The organism is Rhizobium rosettiformans (genome assembly GCF_016806065.1).
Taxonomy (GTDB): Bacteria; Pseudomonadota; Alphaproteobacteria; order Rhizobiales; family Rhizobiaceae; genus Allorhizobium.
The window spans coordinates 2,816,778-2,836,319 of the sequence record NZ_CP032405.1 but is presented as its reverse complement, the minus strand read 5'-3'; the positions used below and the strand labels follow the sequence as shown (position 1 = coordinate 2,836,319).

Annotated in this window: 20 protein-coding genes; 3 read left to right on the top strand and 17 right to left on the bottom strand. The window is 62.7% G+C overall.

What is annotated here, in order from left to right:
• The first annotated feature begins 238 nt into the window (after positions 1-238).
• Positions 239-2,599, top strand: coding sequence for a PAS domain-containing sensor histidine kinase (locus D4A92_RS13825; RefSeq protein WP_203014147.1), 2,361 nt, complete (start codon positions 239-241; stop codon positions 2,597-2,599).
• A 92-nt stretch (positions 2,600-2,691) separates the two neighbouring features.
• Here D4A92_RS13825 and D4A92_RS13820 read toward each other — a convergent pair whose 3' ends face one another.
• The 4 genes from D4A92_RS13820 to D4A92_RS13805 form a co-directional block, all read right to left on the bottom strand.
• Positions 2,692-5,643, bottom strand: a complete 2,952-nt coding sequence (locus tag D4A92_RS13820; protein ID WP_203014144.1) for a bifunctional [glutamine synthetase] adenylyltransferase/[glutamine synthetase]-adenylyl-L-tyrosine phosphorylase — start codon at positions 5,641-5,643, stop codon at positions 2,692-2,694.
• 52 nt (positions 5,644-5,695) lie between these two features.
• On the bottom strand, positions 5,696-7,111 hold the full coding sequence (locus tag D4A92_RS13815; RefSeq protein ID WP_203014141.1) for a sensor histidine kinase: 1,416 nt from the start codon (positions 7,109-7,111) through the stop codon (positions 5,696-5,698).
• Between the two features lies 1 nt (position 7,112).
• Positions 7,113-7,871 (bottom strand): response regulator transcription factor, encoded by a 759-nt coding sequence (locus D4A92_RS13810; protein WP_348649882.1) that lies wholly within the window; start codon positions 7,869-7,871, stop codon positions 7,113-7,115.
• Between the two features lie 96 nt (positions 7,872-7,967).
• Positions 7,968-9,512, bottom strand: a complete 1,545-nt coding sequence (locus tag D4A92_RS13805; protein WP_203014139.1) for a Do family serine endopeptidase — start codon at positions 9,510-9,512, stop codon at positions 7,968-7,970.
• Positions 9,513-9,708: 196 nt separating this feature from the next.
• Between D4A92_RS13805 and D4A92_RS13800 the strand changes: the two genes are divergently transcribed.
• Together D4A92_RS13800 and D4A92_RS13795 are read left to right on the top strand one after the other, a co-directional pair.
• Complete coding sequence (locus D4A92_RS13800; protein WP_203014136.1) at positions 9,709-9,969, top strand: CopG family ribbon-helix-helix protein; 261 nt, start codon at positions 9,709-9,711, stop codon at positions 9,967-9,969.
• Positions 9,966-10,283, top strand: a complete 318-nt coding sequence (locus D4A92_RS13795; protein WP_203014133.1) for a type II toxin-antitoxin system RelE/ParE family toxin — start codon at positions 9,966-9,968, stop codon at positions 10,281-10,283. Before D4A92_RS13800 ends, D4A92_RS13795 begins: the two co-directional genes overlap by 4 nt.
• On the opposite strand, the gene D4A92_RS13790 is transcribed toward D4A92_RS13795, so the two are convergent.
• The 13 genes from D4A92_RS13790 to D4A92_RS13730 all read right to left on the bottom strand — a co-directional run bounded on the left by D4A92_RS13790 (position 10,284) and on the right by D4A92_RS13730 (position 19,525).
• The gene (locus tag D4A92_RS13790; RefSeq protein WP_246754112.1) at positions 10,284-10,694 is read right to left on the bottom strand and encodes a cytochrome c-type biogenesis protein; all 411 of its coding nucleotides are present in this window, start codon (positions 10,692-10,694) and stop codon (positions 10,284-10,286) included.
• A gap of 188 nt (positions 10,695-10,882) precedes the next feature.
• Entirely contained in the window at positions 10,883-12,871 is a 1,989-nt protein-coding gene (locus D4A92_RS13785; protein WP_203014130.1) for a heme lyase CcmF/NrfE family subunit, read from the bottom strand.
• The gene (gene ccmE / locus D4A92_RS13780; RefSeq protein WP_006727301.1) at positions 12,868-13,320 is read right to left on the bottom strand and encodes a cytochrome c maturation protein CcmE; all 453 of its coding nucleotides are present in this window, start codon (positions 13,318-13,320) and stop codon (positions 12,868-12,870) included. The genes D4A92_RS13785 and ccmE overlap by 4 nt, the downstream gene beginning before the upstream one ends.
• Positions 13,317-14,537 (bottom strand): c-type cytochrome biogenesis protein CcmI, encoded by a 1,221-nt coding sequence (ccmI, locus tag D4A92_RS13775; RefSeq protein WP_203014127.1) that lies wholly within the window; start codon positions 14,535-14,537, stop codon positions 13,317-13,319. The genes ccmE and ccmI overlap by 4 nt, the downstream gene beginning before the upstream one ends.
• A gap of 136 nt (positions 14,538-14,673) precedes the next feature.
• Entirely contained in the window at positions 14,674-14,985 is a 312-nt protein-coding gene (locus D4A92_RS13770) for an addiction module antidote protein (protein ID WP_203014125.1), read from the bottom strand.
• Positions 14,982-15,320 carry a type II toxin-antitoxin system RelE/ParE family toxin gene (locus D4A92_RS13765; protein WP_203014123.1) on the bottom strand — a complete coding sequence of 113 codons (339 nt, stop codon included), beginning with the start codon at positions 15,318-15,320 and terminating at the stop codon, positions 14,982-14,984. Before D4A92_RS13765 ends, D4A92_RS13770 begins: the two co-directional genes overlap by 4 nt.
• A gap of 94 nt (positions 15,321-15,414) precedes the next feature.
• Positions 15,415-15,822: a hypothetical protein gene (locus D4A92_RS13760; protein ID WP_203014121.1), complete on the bottom strand. Its 408-nt coding sequence runs from the start codon at positions 15,820-15,822 to the stop codon at positions 15,415-15,417.
• A gap of 123 nt (positions 15,823-15,945) precedes the next feature.
• A complete protein-coding gene (locus D4A92_RS13755) occupies positions 15,946-17,340 on the bottom strand; it encodes an ATP-binding protein (protein ID WP_203014119.1) in 1,395 nt (464 codons plus the stop codon).
• Positions 17,337-18,002, bottom strand: coding sequence for a response regulator transcription factor (locus tag D4A92_RS13750; protein ID WP_203014117.1), 666 nt, complete (start codon positions 18,000-18,002; stop codon positions 17,337-17,339). Before D4A92_RS13750 ends, D4A92_RS13755 begins: the two co-directional genes overlap by 4 nt.
• A gap of 45 nt (positions 18,003-18,047) precedes the next feature.
• On the bottom strand, positions 18,048-18,287 hold the full coding sequence (locus D4A92_RS13745; protein ID WP_203014115.1) for a hypothetical protein: 240 nt from the start codon (positions 18,285-18,287) through the stop codon (positions 18,048-18,050).
• Between the two features lie 108 nt (positions 18,288-18,395).
• Positions 18,396-18,908, bottom strand: a complete 513-nt coding sequence (locus D4A92_RS13740) for a type II toxin-antitoxin system YhaV family toxin (RefSeq protein WP_203014113.1) — start codon at positions 18,906-18,908, stop codon at positions 18,396-18,398.
• Positions 18,909-18,911: 3 nt separating this feature from the next.
• A complete protein-coding gene (locus tag D4A92_RS13735; RefSeq protein ID WP_246753951.1) occupies positions 18,912-19,223 on the bottom strand; it encodes a type II toxin-antitoxin system PrlF family antitoxin in 312 nt (103 codons plus the stop codon).
• Positions 19,224-19,315: 92 nt separating this feature from the next.
• Positions 19,316-19,525: a hypothetical protein gene (locus tag D4A92_RS13730; RefSeq protein ID WP_203014108.1), complete on the bottom strand. Its 210-nt coding sequence runs from the start codon at positions 19,523-19,525 to the stop codon at positions 19,316-19,318.
• Positions 19,526-19,542: the final 17 nt, after the last annotated feature.

The following is a 19,542-nucleotide window of genomic DNA, read 5'->3' as shown; positions in this document are numbered from 1 at the left end:
GGCGCCCCGAAAACCGGCGCCTTTTTTCGTCCTCGATCGTTTTCCGGCCGCCGAACGTCGGCTAATTTTCCATGAGATTCAGCCTCTTGCACTGACGCCGATAAAAAAGCGGAGTCGGAGCAATGGGTTAATATTTTCTTTACGCACCGGCTCTGGACAAGCCGAATCGACCATGATTCCTTGGCGTCAGATTCGGGCAAGCGGCGCTCGAATCACACGAGGGACAGAGGCAGGGACGATGTTGGACGCGCGGCGGGTCACCGCAGCCGATGAGCGGCTGCGCATCAAATTTTCGGACATGGTTGGATTTCTCGCGCGGCTCGGACGACGGTCTTTCGGTTCGTCCTCGCCGATTGCGGGTCAGGCCGAAGTCTCTGTCCGCTCGAGGCGGATCGAGACGATCCTGCGCCGGGCAATCCCGATCCTCATTCTTGCCTTTCTGGCCGTGGTCGCGCTCGCCCGCACCATCGGCATCGTCAACGAGCACCAGCGCATGGCCACAGCCGCCCGGCAGTCGACCGCGCTGATCGCAGCAACGGTCAATGCCGCGCTCGCCGAGCAGGCGACACTCTTCGAAACCCGCAATCGCACCGAGGCCGAGAAGCGCCTCGCCACCTATCTCGACCGCGAGCATTTTGCCAACGGCGCCTTCGTGCTGCTCGTTGATCCCAGCGGCCGCGTCTTCGCCTCGTCGCCAGAAGCTGCCGGTCAGGTCGGCTCGACGATGGTTAGCCTGCTGCCGGAAATGATGACCATCCGCAAATCGGGCAGCCGTACCGGCGCGATCGAAACGGATATCAATGGCGTGCCGCATCACGCCATCTTCACGCCTGTTGGCGCCGATGGCGCTGTCATCGTCGCGGCCCATTCGCTGCAGTCGGTCGAAGAGTTCTGGCGCCGCGAGCTGTCGCTCAACGTCACGCTCTTCATCTGCATCACCGTCATCCTCTTCGTCATCCTGTATGCCTATTTCTACCAGGTGAAGCGGGCCCGCGAGGCGGACGATACCTTCCTCGAATCCAACTTGCGGGTGGAAACGGCGCTCGCCCGCGGTCGCTGCGGCCTCTGGGACTTCGATCTGGAAAGCCGCAAGCTGGTCTGGTCGCGCTCGATGTACGACATGCTCGGCCTCACGCCTTCCACCCAGCCATTGGCCTTCGCCGATGCCGCCCGCCTGATGCATCCCGACGATGGAAATCTTTATGCCCTCGCCCGCTCGGTCGGTCGCGGCAGCTCGCGCCACATCGACCAGATCTTCCGCATGCGCCACGCCCAGGGCCACTATGTCTGGATGCGTGCCCGCGCTCAGATCATCTCGTCCAACACCGGCGACCTGCATGTCATTGGCATTGCAATGGACGTGACCGAGCAGCATCGCCTCGCCCAGCGTTATGCCGAAGCCGACCAGCGCCTCGCCGACGCGATCGAATGCACCTCGGAAGCCTTCGTGCTCTGGGACAAGAATGACAAGCTGGTCGCCTGGAACGGCCATTTCCAGAAGGTCTACGGCTTGCCTGACGACGTGCTGGTGCCCGGCAAGGAACGCTCGCTGGTGCTGGCTGCCGCCGGCAAGCCGATCATCCAGCGCCGCATCGCCGACGCCGACGACGGCACCAATTCGCGCACCTCGGAAGTACAGCTCGCCGACGAGCGCTGGCTGCAGATCAACGAGCGCCGCACCCGTGATGGTGGCCTCGTCTCGGTCGGCACAGACATCACGCTTTTGAAGCGGCACCAGGAGCGCCTGCGCGAACAGGAACGCCGCCTGATGGCCACGATCGGCGATCTCTCCGCCTCGCAGAAGATCCTCGAGCGTCAGAAGACCGAACTCTCCGACGCCAACGAAAAGTATATCGCCGAGAAGCAGCGCGCCGAGGCCGCCAACAAGGCGAAGTCGGAATTCCTCGCCAATATGAGCCACGAGCTCAGGACGCCACTCAACGCCATCCTTGGCTTCTCGGAAATCCTGCTCGCCCGCATGTTCGGCCCGGTCGGTTCGCCGAAATACGAGGAATATGCCAAGGACATTCACGAAAGCGGCAAGCATCTGCTCAACGTCATCAACGACATCCTCGACATGTCGAAGATCGAGGCGGGACAGATGAAGATCCGCTGCGAAACCATCGATCTCTGCCCGCTGATCGAAGAGAGCATGCGCCTCACCGCGATCCCGGCGGAAGAAAAGAACATCACCGTCGAGCAGCGTGTCGAAGCCAGCCTCTCACTCGTCGCCGACCGTCGCGCCATCAAGCAGATCCTGCTCAACATCCTGTCCAATGCCGTGAAATTCACCGATGAAGGCGGCAAGATCGCTCTTCGGGCCCGCAAGGTTCAGGGTGCCGTGATCGTCTCCATCGCCGATACCGGCATCGGCATTCCGAAAAGCGCGCTCAGCAAGATCGGCAATCCCTTCGAACAGGTGCAGAGCCAGTATGCCAAATCAAAGGGCGGCTCGGGCCTCGGCCTTGCCATCTCCCGTTCACTGGTCGCGCTGCATGGCGGCTCGCTGAAGATCCGCTCCCGCGAGGGTCAGGGAACGGTCGTGTCGATGCGCATTCCGGATGTGAGCTTCGCCCAAGGCTTGAAGCGGCGCGCGTGAACGCGACGTAATCTGAATACGAGACCTGGTTTCCGGCCCTCCCATGGGCCGGATCTGTTTTGCGCGAGGCCTTGCGATCACGAGGCTGATCGCTACGCTACCACCCGCGAAAACACCTTCCTCACCGCCTTCGAGAGCCGTTTCACCTCCGCCTCGGCCGTTTTCATATCGGGGCTTTCCGCTGCGCGTGCGACGCGGTCGGTGAGGCCAGCCGGCACATTGGCGGGATCGAAGGGGCCGTCGATGCAGAGGCGAATGACCTGCGACAGGTCCGTGTAGAGCTTGAGCGCCGATAGGCAGATATCGAGATCGTTGGGGTCGATGAGCGCGCCGAGCGCCTTCAGTGCGTCCGCCGTCGACAATTCGTTGGTGCGCACGCGGTGACCCTTCGCGGGAGCCACCAGCGCCAGGTATTGCGCAATGAACTCGATATCGACAAGTCCGCCGGGTATGAGCTTCAGGTCCCAGATGTCCTTGGCCGGCTTCTCCTGTTCGATCAGGGCGCGCATTTCCAACACGTCCTTGACCGTTTTTCCGCCATCGCGCGGAGCGGCCAGCACCTCTTCGATGATCCGCTCGGCCTCGGCGACGAGGCCCGCATCGCCGGACATCATGCGAGCGCGCGAGAGTGCCATGTGTTCCCAGGTCCAGGCCTCTTCGCGCTGGTAGCGGGCAAAGGCGCGAAGCCTCGTTGCCACCGGCCCCTTGTTGCCTGAGGGGCGAAGCCGCATGTCGACCTCGTAGAGCACACCTTCGGCCGTGGGCGCAGACAATGCCGCGATCAGCCTTTGGGTTAGCCGGGTAAAGTAACGCACCGGATCAAGCGGCTTTGCACCATCGGATTCAGAGGCATCGTCGTCACGCTCATAGAGCAGGATCAGATCGACATCGGATCCTGCCGTCAGTTCGAAGGAGCCGAGCTTGCCCATGCCGGCCAGCGCCACGCGGCCACCGGGGATCTTGCCATGCGCCGCCTCCATCTCCGCGATGACGGCCTTCAGCGCCTCGTCGATGACGAGGTCGGCGAGGTCGGTGAAAGCGTGGCCTGCCTGGACGCCGCCGATCGAGCCGGTCAGCAAGCGGATGCCGATCAGGAATCGCTGCTCGGCGGCAAAGATGCGCAGCCGGTCGAGGATTTCCTCGTAATGGCGGGCGCTGGAGAGGAAACTCTTCAGCCGTTTTGCGAGATAGTCGCGGGTGGGAAGCTCGACCAGAAGACCCGGATCCAGCATGCCGTCGAAGACATGCGGCCGCTCTGCGATGATCTCGGCAAGCCGCGGGGCGGCCGCCATGATGTTGACCATCAGGTCGAGAAGGGCGGGATTGTTGCCGAGCAGCGAGAAGAGCTGGATGCCGGCGGGAAGCCCTGAGAGGAAGTTGTCGAAGCGCAGCAGCGCCTCGTCGGCCCGCCGGCTCTCGCCGAAGGCCTTCAAGAGATCCGGCGTCATCTCGGTCAACCGCTCACGCGCTTCCACCGATTGCGTCGCGCGGTAACGGCCATAGTGCCAGGTGCGGATCACACCGGAGATGGCTTCCGGCCTTTCGAAGCCGAGCCCCTTCAGCGTCTTCAGAGTGTCCGGGTCATCCTGCTGGCCGGTGAAGACGAGATTGCCCGTCGCGCTCGACAGGCCCTCCTCCTTTTCGAAGAGACGGGCATAGCGCTTCTCGACGGTCTTCAGCGTCGTTTCCAGCGCCCGCGAAAAGGCGGTCGTGTCGATGAAGCCCAGCATGAAGGCAATGCGCTTCAGCTCCGCCTCGGTTTCGGGCAAGACATGCGTCTGCTCGTCATGCACCATCTGGATGCGGTGCTCGACATCGCGCAGGAACCAGTAGCAGTCGGTCAGTTCTTCGGCCGTCTGCTCGTCGATCCAGCGCGCCGCGGCCAGCGCCTTCAGCGCCTCCTCCGTGGAGCGGCAGCGCAGGTCCGGCATGCGACCACCGGCGATCAACTGCTGGGTCTGGGCAAAGAATTCAATCTCGCGAATGCCGCCGCGGCCGAGCTTGACGTTGTGGCCCTTCACCGCAATCGCGCCATGGCCCTTATGCACATGGATCTGGCGCTTGATCGAGTGGATGTCGGCGATCGCCGCATAGTCGAGATATTTGCGGAAGACGAAGGGCACAAGCTCCCTCAGGAAGCCCTCGCCTGCCTTCAGGTCGCCGGCCACCGGCCGCGCCTTGATGAAGGCAGCCCGCTCCCAGTTCTGTCCCCGGCCCTCGTAGTAGATGAGCGCTGCCTCGACGGGTACGGCAAGCGGCGTCGAGCCCGGATCGGGCCGCAGGCGAAGATCTGTGCGGAAGACATAACCATCCGCCGTGCGCTCCTGTAGGATGCGCACCAGACGACGCATCATCCGGCCATAGGTCTCCATGGCATCATCTGGATCCCCAAGGATCCCGGAGTCCGGGTCGTAGAAGATCACGAGGTCGATGTCGGACGAATAATTCAGTTCGCGGGCGCCGTGTTTGCCCATGCCGAGCACGATCAGCCCGCTGCCTTCAGCCGGGTTATCGCGGTTCTTGAGGGTGAGCTTGCCGCCCTCATGGCCCGCAAGCAGCAGATGATCGATGGTCGCGGCCACGGCTGCGTCTGCCACCGCACTCAGCCAGGCCGTGGTATCGCGGGCGGTAAAGACCCGGGCGAGATCGGCCAGCGCCGTCAGGAACGCCACCTTGCGCTTGGCGCGCCGCAGCCTTGCCATGACCTCGCCTTCGCCCGGTACAGCACCGGATGCATCGGGCCTCCAGGCCGTGCGCGCTTCTTCGATCGCGTCGAGGATCTGCGGCTCGATCGGCGCCGAGACAGCATCGAGCAGCAGCGACGGTTTCAGGTTGGCGAGATCGCGCAGATAGGGGGAAAGCGTGAAGGCGGAGAGCACGAAGCTCCGCACGGGGCCATCGGCCGCAAGATGCTCGGCAAGCGCCGGCTCCTGTTTCGTCAGGTCTTTCAGCAGCGCATTGGCCGCCTTGAGCTCCGTCTGGTTCAGCGGACGGATCACGCCCTCTGCCACATCGGACAATCTGCTCGTCCTGCCGTTCCCCATCAGCGTCTCCTCTCCCGGTCGAGATTTCTAGCGAATCTCAAACCGGGTCAGGTTACGGCTTCAGTCCGGGAAAAACCATGGTCGCCGTCAGGCCGGGATGATCGGGATCACTGCGCGTGTCGGACAGCACAAGTCGCCCACCATGCAGCGCCATGATCGCCTCCACAAGCGACAAGCCCAGTCCGGTGCCTGGCTTCGACCGGCTCTTGTCGAGGCGCACGAAGCGCTTCACCACTTCGGCGCGCTTGTCTTCGGGCACGCCCGGCCCCTGATCCGAGACGGCAATCTCCACGCCATCGGCCCCGCGCGACACACGCACGCGGATCTCCGAGCCCTCGGCACCCTGGCTGCCATATTTGATGGCATTGTCGATCAGGTTGGAGATCGCCTGCCCCACCAGTTCGCGATTGCCGCGCACGGAAAGGCCCGGCGACATCTCGCAAATCATGGCCTGGCCCGCCTCCTCCGCCACCGGCTCGTAGAGTTCGGCACTGTCGGCGGCAATTGCCGAGATGTCGATGTCGGACAGTTCTGCCGCTATCGAGCCTGCTTCCACCCGCGAAATCATCAAAAGCGCATTGAAGGTACGGATGAGCTGATCGGATTCGCCGATGATTGTCTCGAGCGCTGCCTTGCGGGCATTCGCATCATCCTCGTTCAGCGCATCGGCCGCCTTGTTGCGCAATCGCGTCAAGGGCGTCTTCAGGTCGTGGGCGATGTTGTCGGAGACCTGGCGCAATCCCTCGTTCAGCTGTTCGATCCGCCCCAGCATGCCGTTCAGCGAGGACGACAGCCGGTCGAACTCGTCGCCCGATCCTGACACGGGAAGGCGTTGCGAGAGGTCACCCGCCATGATCTTCTGGCTTGCCGCCGAAACTCGATCGATGCGTTTGAGCGCATTGCGGCCGATCGCAAACCAGATGACGACCGCGCCGACGCCCATGATGAGAAGCGCCACCATCAGCGCCTGGCGGACGAGCAGCCTGAGCTTGCCCGGTTCGCCGAGATCGCGACCGACAAGCACCCGGATCCCGTTTTCGAGCACGAAGACATGGCCCGTCGCCAGGTGACGCTTCACGGCGCCACTGTCGGTATAACGCTGGTAGCGGAAGGGGAAGTTGGTCCAGCCCTCCTCGTCGAAGACGCCGGGCTGCAGCGAGGCGACGTTGCCGGCGAGGATCTCGCCGTTGGGGCTCGCGATCACATAGAGGTTGGCGCCCGGCTGCCGGGCGCGGCGCTCCATGGTCCGAAGCAACTGGTTGATGCCGCCGCGCTCGAACGCGCCCTGGATCTCGGTCACCTCCTGGCGCAGCGCATCGCGTGTCTGGTTGTTGAGGATGCGCTCGGCAAGCCCCGTCACGTAAAAGACGAGGAAAGCGGCGCAGAGCGCGAAAAGAATGATGTAGAGCGCAGACAGCCGGACTGCCGTGGACTTGGCCAGCACCCCGAGACGGGACTTCAGCTGCATGTCAGCCTTCGTCCTTGATCATGTAACCGGCGCCACGCACCGTCTTTAAGAGCGGCCGATCGAAATCCTTCTCGATCTTCGAACGCAACCGCGAGACATGCACGTCGATGACATTGGTCTGCGGGTCGAAGTGATAGTCCCAGACGTTTTCGAGCAGCATGGTGCGGGTCACCACCTGCCCGGCATTCTTCATCAAGTATTCCAGCAGGCGGAATTCACGCGGCTGCAGCAGGATCTCCTTGCCCGCGCGTTTCACCTCGTGGGAGAGACGGTCGAGCTCGAGATCGCCGACGCGGTAAACCATGTCCTGCTCCGGCTTGCCCTTGCGGCGGCCAAGCACCTCGACGCGCGCCAGCAGTTCGGAAAAGGCATAGGGCTTCGGAAGATAGTCGTCTCCACCGGCCCGCAACCCGGTGACGCGGTCATCGACCTGGCCGAGTGCCGAGAGGATCAGGACAGGCGTATCGATGCCGCGCTTGCGCAGCTCGCTGATGACGGAGAGACCGTCGCGGCGCGGCAGCATGCGGTCAACGACCATCACGTCATAAGCATTTTCGGTGCCCATGAAGAGCCCGCTTTCGCCGTCGCTCGCATGATCGGCGACGATGCCGGCCTCGCGAAAGGCCTTGGTCATATAGGCTGCAGCTTCCAGGTCGTCTTCGATGACAAGTATCTTCATGTGCGCGACATTAGCCTCGGCATCCGTCACCGTATAGACGGTTTCGCCGGACTTCGGCTGTCCGTGTTCCGCGATCCCCATGCTTTGTCCTTTCCTGACACGCAGCGGTCGCAACCGCCGGAAACGACAAAGGGCGCCACCGGTCCTCGACCGCCGGCGCCCTTCGTCACATCGCAATCAGCCCTGGTTGATCGGTAGAGCCACGAAGCGGCTGCCGCTATCCGATTCGACCTGGAAGAGCGCCCGGGTCCGGCCGTCCTTCTTCGCCTGCTCCAGAACCTTCTGGACGTCGGCGGCCGAAGAAACCTCCTGGTTGTTGACCGAGGTGATCGTCTCGCCGGCCTTCAGGCCCTTGTCGGCGGCATCGCTCGACGGATCGACGTCGAGGATGGCAAGCCCCTTGCCGCCATCGGCAGGACGAACCGAGAGGCCGAGGCCCGACAGTTCCTGCTCTGCTTCCGGCGCAGGTGCTGCATCGTTCTCCGTGCCGGCGCTCGCAGCCTGGTCGGCCGGCAGTTCGCCGAGCTTGACCTTGACTTCGGTCGCCTTGCCGTCACGCCACAGTGTCACATCAACCGTGGTATCCGGTGCAAAGGCGGCGATGCGGCGGGCCAGATCACGGGGATCCTTGACCGGGTCGCCATTGACTGCCGTCACGACGTCGCCCTGCTTGATGCCGGCGGCTTCCCCCGGAGAGCCGGCCTGGGGCGCGACGACAAGCGCACCAGAATCTTCGGCAAGACCGAGGCTGTCTGCAATATCCTGCGTCACCGGCTGGATCTGCACACCGAGCCAGCCGCGCGACACCGTACCGGTCTCCTTCAGCTTGGCGATGACATCGGTCGCAACCGAGGCCGGAATGGCGAAGGCGATGCCGACATTGCCGCCGGAGGGCGAGAAGATCGCGGTGTTGATACCGACGACTTCACCGTTCAGGTTGAAGCCGGGGCCGCCCGAGTTGCCACGGTTTACAGCCGCGTCGATCTGCAGGTAGTCGTCATAGGGACCGGATCCGATGTTGCGGCCACGGGCAGAAATGATGCCGGCGGTGACCGTGCCACCGAGACCGAAGGGATTGCCGACAGCGACGACCCAGTCACCGACGCGGACCTTCTCGTCGTCCGCAAACTTCACGTAGGTGAACTTGGTGTTCGGCGAGTCGACCTTGAGCAGGGCCAGATCAGTACGGCTGTCCTTGCCGACGAGCTTGGCGTCGTACTCCTTGCCGTCGGTCATCACGATGGTGAAGGCGGAGCCGTCGTTGATGACGTGGTTGTTGGTGACGATATAGCCGTCTTCGGAGATGAAGAAGCCGGAGCCCTGAGCGGTCGGGCGCAGGCGTTGCGGACCACGCTCGGCGCGCGGGCCGCGATCACGAGGACCTTCCATGCCGGGGCCACCAAATTCGCGGAAGAAGCGTTTCAGCGGGTGATCGTCAGGCAGGTCGTCGAAGCTGCGGCCACCAAAATTGAAGGAGAAGTTGCTCTCGTCGCTCGACGCCGGCTGGACGTTCGACTGGACGCGTACGGAGACAACGGCCGGCAGCACGGCTTCAACGACATCGCCGAAGCTCGGCACCTGGGGCGCGTTGACTTCGACGGGAGCAGCAAGCGCCGGAACGGCGGCGAAGGGAGCAGCCGTCACCAGCATCATGGCGGCAAGGCCGGCGGCGGTGGAGGTCTTGAGGATCGTCTTGACGGAGCGACCTTTAAATTCAGACATGGGATCTACCTTCATCTGTTCTTCTGACTGGAGCCGCCGGACAACCCGGCGGTGGGAAGCGGTGGATGAAGAGAGATATAGGAGCCGTCACGTTACGGCGAACTGTACGGCAGATGAATTCTTGGTAATCTTTGGCTCCATTTGACCCGGCTTGAGACCATTGCTATCTTCCGTATTACAAACGGAGCAAAAAGCGATGTCGAAACAGCCATTGTCAGATCCGATCACACTTCGGTTGCCGCTTGATCTTATTGCCGAGATAGAAGCCGTGGCCGGTGCCTGCGAGCGCAGCCGCAGCTGGGTCATGGTGCGAGCTTTGAAAGCCTATATGGCGCAGGAAGGTCGTGAAATCCGGGAGCTTGCCGAGGCACGAAAGGCCGTTGCCAGTGGTGAAGGAACGGACGCTGAAGAGGTGCTCATCGAACTCGCCACCATCACCAAGGGTGCCGCGGCGTGAAAGTCATCTTCTCTCCCGATGCCAGAGCGTATGTGGCGCGGGAAGCGGCCTATCTTAGAGAGCGCCACCGGGCCGGTGGTGAGCGATTTCTCCACGACGTGAAGCAGTTTGTTACTGCACTCAGGCAGTTCCCCTCCATGGGGCAGGAAGCGACCGATCTCCCCCTTCGAGGTTTGCGCCGGTTCGTGCTGGGAGACTATCTCATTCACTACGAGGTTGGCGCTGAGGCGATCGTTATCCTGACAATCCGCAACGGACGTGAGCGCCCCCCGGAATTGCCTCTGGACGACGATGAAGACTTCGAAGAGCGTTGATCACTCCCGCTCAAGCAACTTGCCCAGCCGCGCTTCCTCTTCCGCCGAAAGCTTCGCCACCGGCTGCACCGACCTCCTGCGCGTATAGACGACGGCGACGATCAGACCGATAATCGCGAGTGCCGCCGGCGCCCCCCAGAGACCGATCGTGCGGATGCTGAGCCGTGGCTTCAGAAGCACGAACTCCCCGTAACGCGAGACGACATAGTCGAGCACCTGCTCGTCCGTATCCCCGCCGACCAGCCGCTCACGCACCACGACACGCAGGTCGCGGGCGAGTTCGGCGTTGCTGTCGTCAATCGACTGGTTCTGGCAGACCATGCAGCGCAGCTCGGCGGAGAGCGCACGCGCCCGCTGTTCGAGCGCGGGATCGGCGAGAACCTCGTCCGGATTGACGGCAAAGGCGTGCATGGGGGTGAACAGCAGTGTGAGAACCAGCAAAAGGCGCCGCACCGTCAGACTTGCCCGCCCCTCATCCGGCTGCCGCCACCTTCTCCCCGCAAGCGGGGAGAAGGCCGAAGCCACAAGCGCCTGCCGTCCCCTCTCCCCGCTTGCGGGGAGAGGGCCAGGGTGAGGGGCAATTTCTTTGATCCACGCCATCACTCCGCAGCCTCCAGCGTCGGCTTGGCCGCAACCTTGGCCCGCTTCGGCGCGCCGACGCGCAGTCTGCGATCGGAGAGCGAGACAATACCGCCTGCCATCATCACGATCGTGCCGTACCAGATGCAAAGGATCCACGGCTTCCACCAGATGCGCACGACGATACCGCCATCCGCCATCGGGTCACCCAGCGACACGTAGAGCTGGCTGAAGCCGAATGTGACGATGCCGGCTTCCGTCGTCGGCATCTGGCGGGCCGTATAGAGCCGCTTCGACGACCAGACATCGGCCACTTCAACGCCACCGTCGCGGATGGTGAAATGCCCCTGGTCCTCGGTATAGTTCGGTCCGGTCGCCGCGCGGATACCGTCAAAGGTCACGACATAGCCTCCGGCTTCCGCCGTCATGCCGGGCTTCATCTCGACCACGGTCTCCGTCTCGAAGGTAGTGACGGCCACGACGCCGAGCACGGTGACGCCGATACCGAAATGGGCCAGCGCCGTGCCGAAGGCTGAGCGCGGCAACCCCTTGAAGCGGCTCCAGGCGGTCGAGAGCGGATGCTTGCCGAAGCCTGCACGATACCAGAGGTCTGCAATCGCCCCGCCCATGACGAAGAAGGCGAGCGCGAGGCCACCCACCGCCATGACAGGTCCGCCGTTCTGGGCGTACCAGAGGCCAAGCCCGAGAACGAGCGAAAGGGCCGCCGCCACGTAAAGCCGCTGCAAGGCGCCGAGAAGATCGCCACGCTTCCAGGCGAGGAACGGCCCAAAAGGCACCGCCAGCAGAAGCGGGATCATAAGAAGCCCGAAGGTGATGTTGAAGAAGGGCGGACCGACCGAAATCTTCTCGCCTGTCAGCGTCTCAAGCAACAGCGGATAGAGCGTGCCGATCAGCACCGACGCGGTCGATACCGTCAGGATCAGGTTGTTGAGGACAAGCGCACCTTCGCGCGAGATCGGCTGGAACAGGCCACCGGCCTTGAGCATCGGTGCGCGCAGCGCAAAGAGCGTGAAGGCGCCACCAATGAAAATGACGAGAATGCCGAGGATGAAGACCCCGCGTGTCGGGTCGGTTGCGAACGCATGCACCGAGGTGAGCACGCCCGAACGCACCAGGAAGGTGCCGAGCAGCGACAGCGAGAAGGCGATGATGGCAAGCAGCACCGTCCAGATCTTCAGCGCATCACGCTTCTCCATGACGAGCGCCGAATGCAGAAGAGCAGTGCCCGCGAGCCAGGGCATGAAGGAAGCGTTTTCGACGGGATCCCAGAACCACCAGCCGCCCCAGCCGAGTTCGTAATAGGCCCAGTAAGAACCCATCGAGATGCCGGCGGTCAGGAACACCCAGGCCGCCAGCGTCCAGGGCCGCACCCAACGCGCCCAGGCGGCATCGATGCGGCCGTCCATCAGCGCTGCAATCGCGAAGGAGAAACAGACCGAGAAGCCGACATAACCGAGATAGAGCAGCGGCGGATGGATCGCGAGGCCGATGTCCTGCAGGACCGGGTTGAGATCCTGACCCTCCGCCGGGATTGGCGACAGTCGGATGAAGGGGTTCGACGTCAGGAGAATGAAGAGCGTGAAGGCCGTCGTGATCCAAGCCTGAACCCCCAGCACATTTGCTTTCAGCCGATCCGGCAGATTGGTACCGAAGAAGGCGACCATGGCGCTGAAGAAGGCGAGGATCAGCACCCAGAGGAGCATCGAGCCTTCATGGTTCCCCCAGACGCCGGAGACCTTGTAGATCATTGGCTTCAGGGAGTGGGAGTTCTCATAGACGTTCTGCACCGAGAAGTCGGAAACGACATAACCGTAAGTGAGGACGGCAAAGGAGAAGGCGACCAGCAGAAACATCGCGTAGGTGCCGGTGGTCCCCACCGCCATCATCGCCGCATCGCCGCGCCGTGCGCCGATCACCGGCAGGACGGAGACGACGAGACAGGTGGCGAGCGCCAGGACGAGAGCATAATGGCCGAGCTCGATGATCATTGGATCTTTTCCTTGCCGCTCAGTTCAACCCCTTGCGCTTCCAGACGATCCGCGACGTCCTTCGGCATGTAGGTCTCGTCATGCTTGGCGAGAACCGTATCGGCGACGAAGACCTTGTCCATGCCTTCGAAACGTCCCTCGGCGACCACGCCCTGCCCCTCCCGGAAAAGATCGGGCAGGATACCGGTATAGGTCACGGGCAGCTGGCTCAGCGTGTCGGTCACGGTAAAGGTGATCGTCGAGCCTTCACCACGCACCACCGAGCCCGCTTCCACCAGCCCGCCCAGGCGGATGCGGGTGCCCGGCTGCACGTCGGATTGGGCCAGATCCGCCGGAACGTAGAAATAGGCGATCGACTGGCCGAAGGCGAACATCACCAAGAGCACGGCGGTCAGAATGAAACCCATGCCACCGCCGATCACGGCCAGGCGTTTCTGTTTGCGGGTCATTGGCTCACCTCCTCAACATCAAGGCCGAGTTCCCTCGCCATGGCGAGCAGTTGCTGGCCCTCGGCGCCTGCGGCCGGGAAGGTCTTCAGCCCTTCCTGCAGCGCGGCTTCCGCCCGTTCCTTGTCCTTCAGCATCGCATAGGAGCGGACAAGCCGCATCCAACCTTCGAAATTGTTTGGATCTTCCTTCAGGCGCGCATCGAGGCTCGCCACCATGCCGCGGATCATCTCGCCGCGATCAGCTTCCGACATGGTTCCGGCATTGGCAACGTCCTCGGCCGTCGGGTTGCCCGGGGCTGCGGGGTTCTGAGCCTGTGCCTCACCGTCCGGCCCCGTCTGCGCCGGCTGATTGGCAAGCGGCACGCCGGCGCTGTTGGCCGCAATATGCTGGTTGACCAATGGCATCCAGGGGGCCGTGGGCGGCGAGGCCTTGGCGATGTTCTGGAACGCGGTCAGCGCCTCGGCGCGACGGCCGGACTGCTCGAGCGCGAGCGCCAGATAAAAGTCTGCGCGCGGATTATTGGGTTCGAGCTTCAGCGATGCCTGGAAGGCCATCTGGGCGTCATCGGTGACGATCCCGTCATTGCGCAGCACCAGCGTTTCGCCCAACCCGTTCATCCGGTCGGCATCGGGGCCGAGAATGCGGATCGCGTTGCGATAGGCGAGTTCGGCATCCGGCAGGCGACCGATGCGGAAATAAACGGGCGCCAGAACGTTCCAGCCATTGCCGTCGGAAGGATTGCTCGCCAGATGCTGCTCGACCTTGGCGACGAGCAGATCGACATCGTCGCCGGGATTTTCCATGCGTGCGGCAAGCGGCGCATCGGGTGTGCCCGGGCTTCCGATTTCCAGATAGCCGGCAAGCCCGATCACGGGAAGACAGAGCAGGATGAAGGCCTGCGACCAGGTGTAGCGACGGCGGGCGGACGAGTTTGCCGCGCCATCGGACGGCTCGCTCCCCTCTCCCGCTTCGCCCACCTTTTCGCGGGCGGCGATCGCGAGCAGCCGACGGCCGATTTCGGCGCGCGCATAGTCGGCATCTTCCGCCGAGATCAGGCCTTGCGCCTTGTCCCGTTCCAGCTCGCGCAACTGGTCGCGATAGACCGCCGCCTCGCCTTCGTCATAACGCGTCGCCCGGGCCGAGGCCCGCAGCAAGGGGGACAACAGGACGACGGCAACAAAGACCGTCAGCAGCGCGGAGATGATCCAGAACAACATGAAACTCAATTACGGCAAGGACAGGTGCTTTCCAACAGCCAAACCTCCCCTGACGCAAAGTTGAGGCGTTTGGCCGCAAGAATTCTCTAAGCCTGCATAACCCGCCCAGCCTTGACCCAAGTCAAGTGGAAAGAGCTCAAGACTGCTGCTGTGTGGGCGTGATCGTGAACTGCAGCCCCATCGTGGCCAGTATCTTGGCCAATGTTTCAAACTGTGGTTTGCCGTTCTTCGACAGGGATTTGTAAAGGCTGCCCCTGTTCAGCTGCGCCTGTTCCGCCACACCCGCCAGCCCGCCAGCCTGCGCCTTGGCAACGTGACGCAGGGCCTCCTGGAAGAGCTCCATGTCACCACTTTCAAGGAACTCCGCCAGATAAATGGCTGCATTCTCCGGGTCCCGCAGCAGCTCTTCATAGCGGTCGAAATCGAACGGTCTGCTCGGCTTGTTCACGGCTTCATCCTCTTGCGATAGTCCTCCAGATAGACCTTGGCCCTTTCGAGCGTCCGCCTCTGATCTTTCTTCGTCGCGCCTGCCAACAACAGAACCACCGTATTTCCAAGGACCGTGTAGAACACGCGGTAACCGGCTCCGGCATGGATCCGCATTTCAAAGATGCCGTGCGCACCTGCCAACGGTTTCCAATCGCCGAAATTACCCAATGATGCGCGGCGGATGCGGGCCAAAATTTGGGTTCTGATTTCGGAACTGGCAATCGCATCGAGCCACGCCTGGAAAGGCGCCTCGCCATCCTCGGTCAGATACACCTCGATCTCAAAGCGCGTCATTTTCGCAGTGTACGCCAAAGCATACACTTTAGGAAGACGATTCGGATGACTTCGCTAGAAGGCAAGCGGCAAGGGATGCGGGTCCGCCTGCGCCTCAGCTCAGCGGCGTCCAGGTGCCGTTCGAGTTGCGGCAGGCCGCGCCGCGAGCCTGCAGTTCGCGGCCGCTGCGATATACCTTGTGGGTGAACTGCCTGCAGTTCTGCTGGCCGACCTGGTAAGGGGCGGCTGCAACAACCTCACCACGCACCTCACCGCCTGCCCAGGTCACGGGCTGGCCACCGGGGGCCGCCTCGAGCGCGCGGTATTCCGCTTCGAGCGCGCGCTGCGTTTCGCTGCGCGAGAGTTCGACGCCCGTGCGCGAGACAATGCCGCCCTGAAGCGCCGCAATATAGACGGCGGAATTGGCTGTCGCCGTGCGGCCGCCGCCCGAAGTGGTGCAGCCCGCAAGCGCGAGCGACACGAGGCCAGTGGCTGCAAGTATCCCGAAGTGCTTCACACCCATCAGACCGTTCCAAGTCCCGTCGATTTCTGTCGTCGAGGCCAACCTGTTCGCGCGAAGCGGATGACGGCCTTCGACCGGCTCAAGGCCGTCTTATACACCTATGTAATTTCACAGGAAAATCAATCACGCAGTGTCCTTGGTCACAGCTGGTAGGATCAACTGTGCGCGAAGCCCCCCAATGCCGGCGCGCGACAGGCCGAAAGACCCCTGATATTCCCCCGAAATCTCCTTGACGATCGACAGTCCGAGCCCCGTACCGGGCTTGCTCTCGTCGAGCCTTCGGCCGCGCTTCAGCGCCTCGCCTATCTGGTCGGGAGCAAGCCCCGGCCCGTCATCCTCGACCACGATCTCGATCCAGCCGCGCCGGCCGTCGGTCACGTCGTCGTCACGGGTTGTCATCACGGCCTTGGTGACCACCTTGGTGCGGGCAAAGCGGGAGGCGTTTTCCAGAAGGTTGCCGATGACCTCCTCGACATCCTGCTGCTCCATCGCAAAGGTGAGGTCCGGCGCGACATCGAGTTCGAAGAGTATATCGGCGTTCAGCTTGCGCATCACCCGCGCCAGCCGCTCCATGACCGGCTGCGCCTCGGTGCGGGCCAGCACACTGTCGCGCTGGGCGGCAATCCGCGCCCTGTTCAGATAGGAGCTTACCTGCGCCTGCATGGCCTCGGCCTGGGTCGCGATGACTTCGGCCTGATTTTTCTCCAGGGTGCGCGCCTCGTTCAAAAGCACGGCGATCGGCGTTTTCAGGGAATGGGCGAGATTGCCGACCTGCATGCGGGCCCGCTCGACAATGCGGCGGTTGCTGTCGATCAGCGCGTTGATCTCGTTGGCAAGCGGCTGAACCTCGCTCGGGAAATCACCTTCGATCCGCTCGGCCTCGCCTCGCCGGATGCGCTCCAGCGCCCGGCGCGCGCGGTCGAGCGGCTTCAGGCCATAGAGGATGGCAAGACCGTTGACGATCAGCCCGCCAATGCCGACCACGGCGAGCGCGGCGTAGAGACGGCTGGTGAAAAAGGCGATCTCGTCCTCGACCACCTGCAGGTTGCCCGAGACCCGGAAGCGTGCCGCCCGTCCCTGGTCGTCGAGCACCACTTCGGTTTCGGCAACACGGATGTGGTTGCCGACATCATCGGTCATTTCGTAATAGCGTTCGTAGTTCTGGTCGAAAGGCGTCGCTTCCACGTCGGGAACGGCAAGGTTCGCGACCCCGAGCGAGGCGGAGGCGAGCGGTGCCGTGGCATAGTTGCCGAGCGGCTCGACCAGCCAGTACCAGCCCGTCGCGGGCTGGGAGAACCTGAGGTCACCCAGCGCCGGCGAACCGGTCAGGCTGTCGCTGTCGCCGATCGAAACGGAGTTGACGACGTTATAGAGCTGGGCACGCAGGAGATTGTTGAAGCCGCGTTCGACGCCCTGACGATAAAGGGCTGAAATCGCTACCGCAATCGTCACCAAGGCCAGCGCCGACCAGAGCGTGGCAAGGATCAGGACGCGCGCAGTGAGCGAGCGGATCCTCATTTCGCCGGGGCTTGGATGCGATAGCCGAGGCCGCGCACGGTTTCGATCATGTCGATACCGAGCTTCTTGCGCAGACGACCGACAAAAACCTCGATCGTGTTGGAATCGCGGTCGAAATCTTGGTCGTAGAGATGCTCGACCAGTTCGGTGCGCGATACGACTTCGCCCATGTGATGCATCAGATAGGACAGAAGCCGGTATTCGTGCGAGGTGAGCTTCAGCGTCACGCCTTCAACGGTCGCCTTGGAGCTCTTTGTGTCAAGCCGCACGGGTCCGCAGACGATCTCTGAGGATGCATGGCCTGCCGCCCGGCGGATCAGGGCGCGGATGCGGGCAAGCACTTCCTCGACATGAAAAGGCTTGGTGACATAGTCGTCGGCGCCTGCGTCGATGCCGGCCACCTTGTCCGACCAGCGGTCGCGGGCCGTCAGGATCAGCACCGGCATGACACGGCTTGCCGCGCGCCATTTCTCCAGCACGGTTATACCGTCCATCTCGGGAAGGCCGATGTCGAGGATAACAGCGTCATAGGGTTCGGTTTCGCCGAGGAAATGGCCTTCCTCGCCATCGAAAGCCTTGTCGACGACATAGCCCGCTTCCTGCAGGGCCTCGACGAGCTGGCGGTTCAGATTGACATCGTCTTCGACGACGAGAATGCGCATGCGATTACCCCTCGGTGCGGAAAGCTCTTCAATCCCGGAGGCAGGTCACTCGGCGACCCGCATCGTGACCTTGCGCGGCCGCTCGTTGCCATTGCCCGGCACGAGCACGACGATCACGCATTCACCGCCCGATTCGTGCACGGAAAGCAACTGCCCGCCGACTTCGGCGACCACGCGTTCCGCGGCTTGCCTGCAATCCGCCGCCACGGCATCGCCTCCCGTCGCCGGCAAAGCCGCCACGGTCACGGCCAATGCCAGGCCCGTGTATTTCATGAAAGATGCCATTGCTGCTTCTTCTTGGATGACGTCCACTTTGGCAAATTATGTACCGCAAGGCGTCTGAATGGCAAATGAATGCGTGGCGAGAGGGTAGAGATCATGCCCGTCCTACCGTCATTTCTCCCCATGTATCAGTGTCTGTGATCGACCGGTCAGTTCGCCCAGACGCTTCTCAGCCCTGGCGCTGGATGCAGCTTCGAGGAGTTGCGGCCAGTTGTCAGGCGGATTGCCAACGTCGAGCATCGCTCGAAACACTGCGTAGGCATCGCTGCGCGATCCATAGCTGCGCAACGTGTTTGCATCGTTGACCCAGGCAAACACCAGTACGCGCGCGGTCGAATTGTATCGGAAAAACAACCGAAAGCGCCCATTGCCGAATTTCGCCCGAAACCAGTGTTTGCGCTCGGATCCCAGGGTCCCGCCCTGCCGAAAGACAGGCAAGGTTGGATCAGCCGGAATGCTCTCGAACACGAGTTTTTCCAAGGCGGCCAAAAGCTTGAAATTGGCACCACTTTTGAACGTGTCAGGCTTCTTCAGCGCCTCATTCTCTACAGCCAGGGTCAGTCGTTCGAGCTGGTCGAGAAACAAGGGATGCGCCCGAATGATCCAGCCCTTGACCGTGTCCATGTCTCAAAGCTCGACATCGCCGTCGATGGGAGCGTCGAGGTCGACATCGGCGCCGTGCGTGAGTGCGGCGATGCGATCACGAAGCCCGGCAGGAAGCTCGACAAAAGCATCCCCCGGACGAGCGGTCATATCCTTAGCAAGGAGATCAAGAAAACCCTCCAAGGCCGGATCGTCCTGCTCGTCATCGTCCCGCTCGACATAGACCCTGTTCTTTTCGTCCAGGCTGAACGCGATGCGCCCGCCGTAACCGACCCCAAGCGCCTCTCGAATTGGCTTCGGGATCGTGGTCTGTCCCTTATCGGTGATCGTGCTCACCTTGCGTAAAATCTTGTTCATCGTGCCGGCCCTATTTGGCGACACAAAGTAATGCAAATTCCTTACTTGGTAAAGATCGGCACAGGATGCCCTCACCCACCCACACCCTTCGTCGCCGTCAGCCGGCCGTAGAGCGCGAGCAATCCTCCGACCGTGCCGGCAAGCGCCGTCAAGGCCTCGGCGATTTCCGCCTGCTCGGCGCCGCCGAGTTCCAGTCCGGCCCGGCCGAGAAGCGGGGCGGCAATGGCGATCAGGGCGCCCCAGACGGTCTTCGACTGGTACCAGGGTTTCATCTCCAGCATGTCATCCTCCTGTTGAA